This window comes from uncultured Salegentibacter sp., from assembly GCF_963972535.1.
Lineage (GTDB): Bacteria > Bacteroidota > Bacteroidia > Flavobacteriales > Flavobacteriaceae > Salegentibacter.
Genome location: NZ_CAXAVR010000086.1, coordinates 1 through 11835 on the forward strand (window position 1 = coordinate 1; position 11835 = coordinate 11835).

Sequence of the window (11835 nt, forward strand, 5' to 3'; positions counted from 1 at the left end):
TAATTCGCTAGAAAAATTCATTTAACTATTGAATAATTATCCGTTTTACTCTTTGGGAAATTCCGGTGATAAGTTCGTAAGAAACGGTTCCTCCTTTGGCTGAAAATTCGGGCACATTTTGGGGGCCGCCAAAAATTATTACCTCATCACCTTCCTTACAGTCAATGTTGCTAACGTTTATCATAATAATATCCATACAAACATTTCCTACAATAGGAGCGTATTCGCCATTAATAAAAACCCCGCCTTTTCCGTGGCCATATATGCGTTTTATACCATCGGCATGGCCCACAGGAAGGGTAGCTATTCTTGTAGTTTTTTCGGCTCTAAAAGCACGGCCATAACCTACCGTACCTCCTTCTTCTAAATTTTGAATTTGAGAAATAACCGATTTAAAAGTACCAACAGGTTTTAGTTTTTTGTTGAGCTTGTCGTCATTGGCAAAACCGTAAAGTCCCAGCCCGCTTCTTACCATAGAAAAAGTGGCAGAAGGATAATTAAAAATCGCCGAAGTATTACAAAGATGCAAAAGCGGTTCGTAGCCAATATCATCCAAAAGTTTACCCGCCAGATTTTTGAATTTATAAATTTGAGAAAGGGTAAATTCACGTTCTTTCCAGTCTTCGCTGGCTGCTAAATGTGAAAAGGCCGAAGCTATTTTTACCGATTTGGTCTTCTTTAATTTCTCCGGAATATGATGATGGTTGGCTTCAGTAAAGCCGAGACGGTTCATTCCCGTATTAAATTTTAGATGCACCGGATAATCTTTCTGTTTTTGCTTTTCTGCGAGCTCTATAAAAAGCTGAAGCGTTCTTGCACTATATAAATTAGGCTCCAGGCAATGTTCAATTATTTCAGGATAATTTACGGGTTGTGGGTGCAGAATTAAAATAGGTTTACTAATCCCCGCTTCTCGCAGTCTAATGCCTTCTTCAGTATAAGCAACCGCAAAATAATCGGTGCCCAGTTCTTCTAATTTATGAGCCATTGCTACAGAATCATTTCCATAGGCATAAGCTTTAATAACCGACATAAATTTAACGCCCGGTTTTAACTGCGATTTTATGGTTTTAAAATTATGAGCTAAGGCGTTAAGGTCTATTTCCAGAACGGTTTCTTCGGCTTTAGGCATTCTTTTTCTTTAGGTTAGGTTGCAATTCTTCGGCATCTTTCACATCTAATTTCTTAACCCTTTCCCTAAGCATAGCTTTGTAATATGCACCGCGGCTTAAAGGTTCGTATTCTTCGTTTTCCCCTAAAAAAACCAAATCATCATTAACAGCTTTTCTATAGCTAAATTGTGCGAGATTTCCGGTACGGGTGCAAACAGCGTGAACTTTGGTCACATACTCTGCAGTAGCCATAAGATAGGGCATAGGGCCAAAAGGATTTCCTTTAAAATCCATATCCAATCCGGCCACAATTACCCGAATTCCTCTATTGGCGAGATCGTTGCAAACCGTTACAATTTCATCATCAAAAAACTGGGCTTCGTCTATTCCTACCACATCACAACCATCGGCAAGAATCCTGATATTAGACGCCGAAGGAACGGGAGTAGACCTAATTTCATTGGAATCATGAGACACCACCATTTCCTCGTCATAGCGCGTGTCTATAGCGGGTTTAAAGATTTCTACGGTTTGTTTGGCGAACTGGGCTCTTTTTAAACGGCGAATTAGTTCTTCGGTCTTGCCAGAGAACATACTGCCGCAAATAACTTCAATCCAGCCAAATTGCTCTTCGTGATTTACTGTATTTTCGAGAAACATTTTGTAATTTTCAAATCGAAATGGGAACTTGCCCTTTTTGATAAAGGTGGAACAAATTTATTAAAAATACAAGCCATTACCGGTTGGTAACCACTAAAGTTATTAAACCAGATTAAGGCACTTTTTTTGTAAGTGTTATATTGAAACTTGAGAAAGACTTTAAATAAAAAGTGGGTTCATAAATATTGCTGAAAAATGAAAAACAGACTTAAAAAAGAGTTAGTAAAACTTGCCGAAGAAATAATTTCTGAAAAGGAAAACCTGGATACCAAAGCGCTTAAATTAAAAGCGGCAACCTTATATGAGCAACTTTCTATATTGAATTTCACTGAAAAAAATCTTGAGGCATTTGAGGCTCCTGAAGCTACACCAACGCCTAAGATTGAAAAGAAAGTTCAGGCTAAAGCACCGGTACAGCACGAACGTGACGATTATGCTCCAGATGGAACTGAATACCGGGAAGATGCCGATGCAATTACCGAACCCAATACAGAAAAGATAAAAGATATCGTAGCGCAAATGCCTGCGGAATCTGAGCGAGTAGATGAGCTTATAGAACAGGCAAATCCTAAACCACAAGCTCCCCCAGCGCAACAGCAATCTCTTCAAATGGAAGAAGAGCCACCAAAGCCAAAAACCGAAGCGCCTAAAAACGATTTTAGAAATATTGGGGTAGATTATGATAATCTTCCCGATTTTGAACCCTTGAATAACAGGCAAAAAGACCAAAGACCAAAGTCTGTAAACGACAGGTTGAAGAAAGGAATTAATATTGGGCTTAACGAACGACTTTCATTTATAAAAAATCTCTTCGACGGAAATTCTTCAGACTATAATCGGGTACTTTCCCAGTTAAATACTTTTAGTTCTTTAGATGAAGCTCAAAAATTCATCCAGTTGGTAGTAAAGCCAGATTATAATCACTGGGAAGGAAAAGAAGATTACGAAGAGCGATTTATGGCCAAAATAGAGAATAAATTCAGTAATTAAATTCGCTTTAATGGGAAAATTAATCCTGGTTCCAACGCCAATAGGAAATTTGGACGATATGACTTTTAGGGCGGTAAAAGTGCTAAAAGAAGTAGATACAATTCTTGCCGAAGATACCCGGAATAGCGGGAAACTTTTAAAGCATTTTGACATTGGTACGCATATGCAAAGTCACCATATGCACAACGAGCATAAAACGGTAGATCACATAGTTGAGCGGATTAAAGGCGGCGAAAATATAGCGCTGATAAGTGATGCCGGAACTCCTGCAATTTCAGATCCCGGGTTTTTATTGACACGCGCTTGTGTTGAAGCAGGCATAGAAGTAGATTGTTTGCCTGGAGCTACAGCTTTTGTTCCGGCGCTGGTAAATAGTGGTTTCCCAAACGATAAATTTATTTTTGAAGGATTTTTACCGGTAAAAAAAGGCAGACAAACGCGCTTGAATTTACTTGCCGAAGAAACCCGAACTATGATTTTTTATGAATCGCCTCATAAATTACTGAAAACCCTAAAACATTTTTCAGAGTATTTTGGCGAAGACAGGCCGGTTTCGGTTTCCCGGGAAATTACCAAACTCCACGAAGAAACAATTCGCGGAACTGCGGCTGAGGTTCTTCAGCATTACACCAATAAACCGCCTAAAGGTGAAATTGTAATTGTGGTAAAAGGAAAATCTTAATGCAGCAATTGCTAAAAGAAGCCAGGGCCTGCAAATTTTGTGAAAAGCATCTGCCGCTCGGAGCTAAGCCTATTGTAGAGGCGACTAAAAATTCTAAAATTGTTTTAATAAGTCAGGCGCCGGGAAGAATAGTGCATCAAACTGGAATTGCCTGGAATGATCAAAGTGGAAAAAAGCTTCGGGAATGGCTAGGAGTAGACGAAACTACTTTTTACGATGTCGATAATTTTGCGATTCTTCCTATGGGATTTTGCTATCCCGGAAAAGCCAAAACGGGTGATGCACCGCCCCGGAAAGAATGTGCACCAATGTGGCACGATACTATTCTTTCCGCATTAAAAAATGTTGAACTCACCATTTTAATTGGAGCTTACGCAGCAAATTATTACCTGCCCGGGAAATTAAATCTTACTGAAAAAGTAAGTTCTTACCAGGATTTTCTACCTGATTATTGGTGTCTACCGCATCCCTCGCCGGTGAACCGTTTTTGGCGGAGCAAAAATCCCTGGTTCGAAGAAGAGGTTGTGCCCAAATTACAAACCAGGATTCATAAAATTATAGATTGAATGGCTAAACGTTTTGGTGTTAATTACTATCTGTCAACTTCACAAAATCAAACTTTTTTCCGCTGAACAAACCTTTATCCGAAAGTTTTAAATCGGGAATTACTAGGAGCGCCATAAAGGAAAGCGTCATAAAAGGAGCTTTTAAAGTACTGCCCAAATCTTTGGCCATCTTATCTATTTCCTCGTATAATCTACCGGTTTCCCAACCATCCTTATCGCTAATAATTCCGGCAATTGGCAGTGGAAGTGCTTTTTGATCATTCCCGTTTACGCTACAAATTCCGCCTTTGTGTTTAATGATGAGGTTTACCGCGTTACAAATTTCTTCGTCTGATGTTCCAACCGCGATAATATTATGCGAATCGTGTGCTACCGAGCTGGCAATCGCTCCTTTTTTCAAGCCGAAATTCTTTATAAATGCGACAGCAGGATCTTTGTCCTCATACCGGTTAACGACCGTAATTTTTAAAATATCATTTTCATTATCTGAAACTAGTTCCCCGTCCTTTTCTAAAGCTTTTTGCTGAATTTCATTAGTAATAAGTTCTCCATCCAGCGCTTCAATAACTTTAATAGTATTTCCGGCTGCTTTTATTTTAAAATCTTCCGGATTTTTTGATGAAGTATGAAAATTATTCGGCTTTTCAATTGGAGAAGATTTGATGTGAGATTTACCATTTTCAGCAACTAACTCCCCATCAATATAAGTTTGTAAAACTTCAAAGTTGGTCAGGTCTTTTACCGAAATAAAATCGGCGGGGTCGCCAACTTTTAATTGTCCGACTTCTAAATTATAATGATTTATGGGATTAATACAAGCGACTTGCAGCACCTTGAACACATCTATACCTTTAGCAACCGACAATGCACAAAGCTGGTTAATATGCCCTAAAACCAGGTCGTCTGGATGTTTATCATCTGAGCAAAACATCATATTTTTATAATGTTCAGGCAGCAGATCTATGAGCGCTTCAAAATTCTTGGCGGCGCTACCTTCGCGAATAAGTATTTTCATACCAAGGCCAAGCTTTTCCTCGGCTTCTTCAGCGGTATAACATTCGTGGTCTGTAGAAATACCGACTTCAGCATATTTTTTCGCGTCTCCCCCACGCAATCCGGGCGCGTGGCCATCGGTGGGTTTATTAAAATGTTTAGCCCAAGCAATTTTCTTCATCACTTCTTCATCTTCGAAGATCACGCCGGGATAATTCATCATTTCCGCGAGATATTTTATTTCAGGAAGTGCTAATAGATCTTTAATATCTTCAGCATTAATCACAGCTCCCGAAGTTTCAAAATTGGTAGCCGGCACACAAGATGGCGCACCAAAATTAAATTTCAACGGACTTTCTTTCCCATTTTCAATCATAAATTTAACGCCTTCCTTTCCCAAAACATTCGCGATCTCGTGAGGATCAGAAACTGTGGCTACCGTACCGTGAATTGCAGCCAGGCGAGCAAACTCTGTAGGCACTAACATAGAACTTTCAATGTGTATGTGTGCATCTATAAACCCGGGAAGCAAAAAGCTTTTTACTTCGTGCTGTTTTTCTTCAATCTTTGTAATCTTTCCATTCTCGATGCTAATTTCCGCAGGAAAAATTTTCCTGTTTTCAATATCTACGAGCTGGCCCTGTATAATTTTGATCATATTTTATCTATAAATCCTAAAGCGTGAAATTAGGGATTATTATTAATTGCTGAAAAATTTCTATTATTCTGTTTTAGTGAATTCCCCCTTATTGGTATTGAAATACTATATGTATTTTTGAAAAAAACTTACGATGCGCTGGACTTTAAAACCTAAACCCGATTCTTTAGTTGTTAATAAACTTGCCGAAGAATTAGGGGTGGAAACGCCTGTGGCTACACTTTTGGTGCAGCGCGGAATAATGACTTTTGAAGCTGCAAAAAAGTTTTTCAGGCCCAGTTTGGAAGAGTTGCACGATCCCTACCTGATGAAAGATATGGATGTGGCTGTAAACCGAATTCAGCAGGCAATTGCTTCCGAAGAAAATATTATGGTTTATGGCGATTATGATGTAGACGGGACCACCAGTGTGGCTTTGATGTCTTCTTACTTAAAAACCCTCACCCCAAATATCGCGACTTATATTCCCGACAGGTATACTGAAGGTTACGGTATTTCTTATCAGGGAATTGATTTTGCAGCCGATAACGAGATTTCGCTGATTATTGCCCTGGATTGTGGAATAAAAGCGATTGATAAAGTAGCTTATGCAGCCGAAAAAGGAATTGATTTTATTATTTGTGATCACCACCGGCCGGGAGAAACTATTCCTGAAGCCGTTGCAGTGCTGGATCCCAAGCGCGAAGATTGTGAATATCCATATAAAGAACTTTGTGGTTGCGGGGTTGGTTTTAAGTTGATCCAGGCTATAAACACTAAAAGAGGGGGAACTCCCGAAGTTTTATTGCCTTATCTGGATTTGGTTGCAACAGCCATTGGAGCCGACATCGTACCCATTACCGGTGAAAATCGAATTCTGGCCTATCACGGTTTAAATGTGATCAATGTTGCGCCCCGAATGGGTTTTAAGGCAATTCTGGCTCAGGTTAAAAAGGATAAACTCACGATAACTGATGTAGTTTTTATTATTGCACCGCGTATAAATGCAGCGGGAAGAATGAAGCATGGCTTGCACGCGGTGAATTTACTTACCGAAGAAGACGAAGCGACCGCTATGGAATTCGCTGGTGAAATAGAGAATTTTAACGCTGAAAGAAAAACTACTGATAAAGCAATTACGGTTGAAGCACTTGAACAAATTGAAGAATTGCAGGAGCAGGAACGCTACAGTACGGTGGTTTATCACGAAGGTTGGCATAAGGGTGTGATAGGGATCGTGGCTTCCCGTTTAACCGAAACTTATTATCGCCCAACGCTTGTTTTTACAAAAAGCGGTGAGAAGCTGGCGGCTTCGGCTCGCTCGGTAAAAGGTTTTGATGTGTATAATGCGTTAGAAGCCTGTAAAGAACATATTGAGCAGTTTGGCGGACATAAATATGCGGCAGGATTGACTTTAGCAGCTTCGGAATATGAAAATTTTAAAGCGAAGTTCGAGTCGGTGGTTTCTGAAACTATAGATAGGCGGCTGCTAACTCCTGAGATTGCAGTAGATGCCGAAATCAATCTGGATGAAATTACTCCGAAATTCTTTAGAATTCTAAAGCAATTTGCTCCTTTTGGGCCGGGGAATATGAGTCCGGTTTTTATGACGCAAAACCTCACCGATACCGGTTATGGGAAATGTGTGGGAGCAGATGAAGCGCATCTTAAGTGCAAGGTTGTACAGCAAGGAAAATCGGCAATGTTTGATATGATTGGTTTCGGACTGGGAGAAAAATTTGAAACAATTTCAGAAAAGAAAACCTTTAAAGCGGTGTATTCTTTAGATGAAAATGAATGGAACGGGAATATTTCTATTCAGTTAAAATTAAAAGATATCAGCGAATAAATCTTTTCTATTTAGATTCATTTTAAATAATAATTTTATATTTGGGTAACTTATTTCGAAGCAAGCTTCGGAGTTTTTAAATCTCGATTATCGAGTAAATTATTTTAAAATGGATGATGTAGCTGTAATTTATCACAACAAATTGGGAATTTCTTTTCGGTGGAAAAATAATTTACCGAATGCTGATCCTGCCAGGATACAAATGGTTTTTAAGGATATGGGTTTCTATTTGTTACCTGAAGAAATTCAACATTTTTCCAATAATTTAAAAGCAGCTAAATATTATAATTGTGGTAATTGTACCAGTGAAAAATCCTGTAGGAACATTCTGTTGAGATCTCCACTTGAAAAAATGGATTTCGCGGTAAGTGCAGTAGAACTGGAGCAAATTTCAGACTTAATAGAAGGAACTTTATTTAAATTAAACCTGGAAAATTATTTGACTGGCTGTGGGAGGAATTAAAATTCTAATTTCTTTAAAACTGTCTTCTCACCATCAAAAACCGCGTAGGTGTAAAAGTCTATCCAGTCGCCGGTGTTGATATAGGTCGATTTCTCGTTTAGGTCGATTTTCAGGGGTAGATGCCGGTGACCAAAAAGGAAATAATCGTAATGCTTTTCTTCTAATTTTCGTCTACAATATTGAATAAGCCATTCCTTGTCTTCCCCTAAAAATTTTTGTTCCTGATCTCCCGAGATCGCTTTATTTTTTACTGAAAAATACTGCGCCAGCGGAATACCTAAATCTGGATGTAACCAACGATAAAGCCATTTTGAAAACGGATTGGTAAAAACCTTTTTCATTCTTTTATAACCGTGGTCTCCGGGTCCCAGGCCGTCCCCATGGCCCACAAGGAAGGTTTTATTATTGAATTCAAATTCCTGTGGCTTATGAAATACCGGGATATTAAGTTCGTCTTCAAAATAATCCTGCATCCACAAATCGTGATTTCCCACAAAAAAATAAATCGGGATTCCGCTATCCTTGATTTCTGCCAGTTTCCCTAAAACCCTTACAAAACCTTTAGGCACGGCGTGCTTATACTCAAACCAGAAGTCAAAAAGATCACCGAGGAGAAAAATAGCAGCGGCATCTTCTTTAATTTCATCCAGCCATTTTACAAACCTAATTTCCCTTGGCCTGCTTTCTTCTTGAGTAGGTGCACCAAGGTGATTATCGCTGGAGAAATAAACTTTTTTGCCTTCGGGAATAGTCATTTATGATAATTCTAAGCTGTAAATATAAATATTTTAGAAAAAGAGCTCACGGGTTTCACTCCCCCTTCGGGGGCTGGTGGGCTTATTGATCGCTTGCAAACCATTCAGCAAAACTGGATTCAGTTTCCTGGAGTTTTAACGAGTGTAGTTTTATATGATCGGGTAAATGTTTCTGAATCTTTTTAGCAAAATCTACCACCATATTTTCGCTGGTGGGTTGGTATTCTACCAGGATAACGTGATGTCCTCGATTTTTTAATTCTTCAGCAAGCTCTACATGAGGCGTGTTTTTATTAAAAACCGTGGCGTGGTCAAACTTATCTACAATTTCAGATTTTACGATCTTTTTTAAATCTCCAAAATCTATTACCATCCCAAACTTCACATTATCTTTATCAGTAATAGGCTCCCCAATCACACAAACACTAAGTTTATAGCTGTGCCCGTGTACATTTCGGCATTTTCCATCGTAACCATAAAGGGCGTGGCCGGTTTCAAAAGAGAACTGTTTGGTAATTCTAATCTTGCTCATCTCGCGTTATTTTTGGCAAAGTTAAGGGTTTTTTAGCGTTATATTTTTTTGACCCGGCAATTATGTTTCTGTTGTATATTTGCCCGTTTTTTTAATGAAAAATGATAACAGAAACTGCTCCCGAACTTTTTGAACAACTGGATTTTATAGAAAATCCTTTTTACGAAAATATTATTACCGATTTAGTTGAAAATCAATACAGTGTTGTAGACGATTTTTTTAATGCTGAGGAAGTTGCAATGCTGCGAAATTCTTTAAAATCGAAATTTGAAGAAGCGCAATTCAAAAAGGCAGCGATTGGTAATAAAACCAATGAAATTGTTGCGAAATCCATTCGCGGGGATTTTATTTTATGGCTTAATGAAGCTGAAGCAGGAAAGGCTGAAAACCTGTTCTTCAACAAAATCAATTCGTTAGTATCCTACCTAAATAAAACCTGTTTCCTAGGAATTTTAACTAAAGAATTCCATTACGCGCTGTATCCTGAAGGTACTTTTTATCAGCGACACCTGGACACATTTCAAAATGACGGCAGAAGAAAACTTTCTATGGTTTGTTATTTAAACGAAGAAGACTGGAAGCCGGAAAATGGAGGGGAATTGGTTATTTATTCCGAAGAAAATGGGGTTGAGGTTTCAAAAGCTATTTATCCAATGCCGGGTCGCGTAGTGATTTTTGAGAGCCAGGTTTTGGAGCACGAAGTAAAGCCGGTAAAAACTGCAAGGCTAAGTATTACGGGTTGGTTAAAAACTCGATAATCGAGATTAGCTTCTCCTAAATTTTTCTCGAAATAAAGAAACACTTCTTCTATCTAGAAAGAAATTGGCCCGGTGCAGGTTATTTGTTGAATTTTTTATAAAGTACTACCACAATTAAAACTACGGCTAAAATTAGCCAGAAGCCCATTCCACTTAAAAAACTTAGAAATTCCCAGGTATCTTCTCCCATTAATTCATTTGATTTTTCTCCTGTCTTCTCCTCCAATTATAACGAGCATAGAAGAAAATGGCAAGAATTATTAGAATACCCACCAGGTAAAGCCAGTTATCGGCTATAAATTCCCAAATGGTAAAACCCCATTCCTCTTCCCGGGTGGCATCGCGGTCTTTTGGTAAATGTTCCTGTGGCAAACTCATAAATTAATTTCTAAGGTTGAAATTAAGCTTTTTAAAATAAGAAATCTGTTATAATGATGCTAATTTCCTCTAATGTGGTTTTTAATTATTTTTAGAATGGAGCTTTTTATTTCTAATCCTTTTGCGATGAAAAAATAATAGAGGTGCTAAAATTAAAAGGAAACTAAAAAGCAGTATCAAGAAATTATCGGCGATAGCCGAACCGATAGAAACCCCCAGCTCTTGAATTTGGCCGCCGTTGATGTTCAAGTAAAGTAAGTGCATATATTTATTTTTTATATTTAGCTAAAGCGTTTTTGGTAAAATCTGAAAGCACTAATTCTCCCGAAATTGCAGCTCTTTCAGCCAGTAATTCGTCCCAGTGAGAAGTGTTTTTCCAAAGCATTTGTTTCATTTCGTAAAGTGCTTCGGGATTATAAGAAGCCAGTTTTTCGGTAAAAATAATTACCTCCTTATCAAGCTCTTTTAGACTTTCAAAAACACGGGCATATAAGCCTTTATCCTTGGCCCAATAAGCATTTTTCCATTCGTGGGCAGCAAGGCTTAATTCCCCAAGTGCGCCAACGCCAATTTTACGTTCTACCGCAGGGGCAATTACAAACGGACCAATACCTATGCTAATTTCTGAAAGTTTAACCGCAGCAGCATCAGTCGCCAGGGCGTAATCGCAAGCAGCAACCAGTCCCACACCACCGCCAACGGTTTTTCCCTGGATTCGGCCAACAATGAGTTTTTTACAGTTGCGCATCGCATTTAAAACTTTTGCAAAACCCGAAAAGAATAATTTCCCGGCCTGCATAGTTTCAATCGCTACAAGTTCGTCAAAAGAGGCGCCTGCACAAAAGGCTTTTTCTCCTTCAGATTTTAATAAAATCACTTTTACACTGTCGTCTTCAGATAATTTCTGAAACTCTTTCTCAAGCCGATCTAATAACTCTGAAGGGAAAGAATTACTGGCAGGATGGCCAAATTCTAAGTGGGCGATCCCGTTTTCAATATTGGTATATAAACTGCCGTTTTCACGTGTGGTAGACATAAATTTGATTTTTCAGTTAGCTGAATACCCAAATTTAGAAAGATTAATTTTGAAAAATACGGTTTTGGTTTAATTGTTTTTAACTGCTCACTGATACTGCCAACTGGCCACTGAGAATCAAACTTCTTTCTGTAAATATTTTCTTCTGAATTTAATGACCAAACCGGCACTGCGAATTAGCATCCAGACAAAAAAGGCGATCCAGATTCCGTAGAGTTTTAAACCGTAATAATCTGAAATTAATAGGGCAGGAGTAAAACCCAAAAAAGTGGCTACAAGTAATAAATTACGCAGATACTTTGCCTCGCCCAAACCTTTAAAAATTCCGTCGAACATAAAGGCGATGGCATTTACCGGTTGCATTAATAGTACGATCCAAAAAACCGATGAGAATATGGCCAGCACGGCCATATCTTTATTAAAA

The 11835-nt window shown here is 38.6% G+C and carries 13 protein-coding genes and 1 pseudogene; 6 read left to right on the plus strand and 8 right to left on the minus strand.

What is annotated here, in order from left to right:
• Positions 1-25: 25 nt before the first annotated feature.
• Positions 26-1132, minus strand: a complete 1107-nt coding sequence (gene alr / locus AACZ30_RS10300; RefSeq protein ID WP_339649194.1) for an alanine racemase — start codon at positions 1130-1132, stop codon at positions 26-28.
• Entirely contained in the window at positions 1125-1772 is a 648-nt protein-coding gene (locus AACZ30_RS10305) for a thymidine kinase (RefSeq protein WP_057480950.1), read from the minus strand. Before AACZ30_RS10305 ends, alr begins: the two co-directional genes overlap by 8 nt.
• A 195-nt stretch (positions 1773-1967) precedes the next feature.
• Here AACZ30_RS10305 and AACZ30_RS10310 point away from each other — a divergent pair, with 195 nt between their 5' ends.
• From AACZ30_RS10310 to AACZ30_RS10320, 3 genes are read left to right on the plus strand one after another with little or no spacing between them, the layout of a single operon-like run.
• Positions 1968-2762 carry a hypothetical protein gene (locus AACZ30_RS10310; RefSeq protein ID WP_075325335.1) on the plus strand — a complete coding sequence of 265 codons (795 nt, stop codon included), beginning with the start codon at positions 1968-1970 and terminating at the stop codon, positions 2760-2762.
• A 10-nt stretch (positions 2763-2772) separates the two neighbouring features.
• Positions 2773-3444, plus strand: a complete 672-nt coding sequence (gene rsmI / locus AACZ30_RS10315; protein WP_339649197.1) for a 16S rRNA (cytidine(1402)-2'-O)-methyltransferase — start codon at positions 2773-2775, stop codon at positions 3442-3444.
• Positions 3444-4010 carry a uracil-DNA glycosylase family protein gene (locus AACZ30_RS10320; protein WP_339649198.1) on the plus strand — a complete coding sequence of 189 codons (567 nt, stop codon included), beginning with the start codon at positions 3444-3446 and terminating at the stop codon, positions 4008-4010. Before rsmI ends, AACZ30_RS10320 begins: the two co-directional genes overlap by 1 nt.
• A gap of 19 nt (positions 4011-4029) precedes the next feature.
• On the opposite strand, the gene ade is transcribed toward AACZ30_RS10320, so the two are convergent.
• Positions 4030-5661, minus strand: a complete 1632-nt coding sequence (gene ade, locus AACZ30_RS10325; protein ID WP_339649199.1) for an adenine deaminase — start codon at positions 5659-5661, stop codon at positions 4030-4032.
• A 133-nt stretch (positions 5662-5794) separates the two neighbouring features.
• Here ade and recJ point away from each other — a divergent pair, with 133 nt between their 5' ends.
• Entirely contained in the window at positions 5795-7489 is a 1695-nt protein-coding gene (gene recJ, locus AACZ30_RS10330) for a single-stranded-DNA-specific exonuclease RecJ (RefSeq protein WP_339649200.1), read from the plus strand.
• Positions 7490-7598: 109 nt separating this feature from the next.
• Entirely contained in the window at positions 7599-7952 is a 354-nt protein-coding gene (locus AACZ30_RS10335) for a hypothetical protein (RefSeq protein WP_208223501.1), read from the plus strand.
• Here AACZ30_RS10335 and AACZ30_RS10340 read toward each other — a convergent pair.
• Both AACZ30_RS10340 and AACZ30_RS10345 read right to left on the minus strand, forming a co-directional pair.
• Positions 7949-8707: a UDP-2,3-diacylglucosamine diphosphatase gene (locus AACZ30_RS10340; protein WP_339649202.1), complete on the minus strand. Its 759-nt coding sequence runs from the start codon at positions 8705-8707 to the stop codon at positions 7949-7951. The two genes, AACZ30_RS10335 and AACZ30_RS10340, sit on opposite strands and share 4 nt — an antisense overlap.
• An 82-nt stretch (positions 8708-8789) precedes the next feature.
• Positions 8790-9239: a 6-carboxytetrahydropterin synthase gene (locus AACZ30_RS10345; protein ID WP_339649204.1), complete on the minus strand. Its 450-nt coding sequence runs from the start codon at positions 9237-9239 to the stop codon at positions 8790-8792.
• A gap of 101 nt (positions 9240-9340) precedes the next feature.
• On the opposite strand from AACZ30_RS10345, the gene AACZ30_RS10350 reads away from it, so the two are divergent.
• A complete protein-coding gene (locus tag AACZ30_RS10350) occupies positions 9341-9997 on the plus strand; it encodes a 2OG-Fe(II) oxygenase (protein ID WP_339649205.1) in 657 nt (218 codons plus the stop codon).
• Positions 9998-10186: 189 nt separating this feature from the next.
• Here the strand turns inward: AACZ30_RS10350 and AACZ30_RS10355 are convergent, their stop codons facing one another.
• From AACZ30_RS10355 to AACZ30_RS10365, 3 genes and pseudogenes are all read right to left on the minus strand, one after another.
• Positions 10187-10375, minus strand: coding sequence for a hypothetical protein (locus AACZ30_RS10355; RefSeq protein ID WP_339649206.1), 189 nt, complete (start codon positions 10373-10375; stop codon positions 10187-10189).
• 268 nt (positions 10376-10643) lie between these two features.
• Positions 10644-11411 (minus strand): enoyl-CoA hydratase/isomerase family protein, encoded by a 768-nt coding sequence (locus AACZ30_RS10360; protein ID WP_339649208.1) that lies wholly within the window; start codon positions 11409-11411, stop codon positions 10644-10646.
• Positions 11412-11528: 117 nt separating this feature from the next.
• Positions 11529-11835, minus strand: a pseudogene (locus AACZ30_RS10365) (MATE family efflux transporter); the annotation flags it as partial.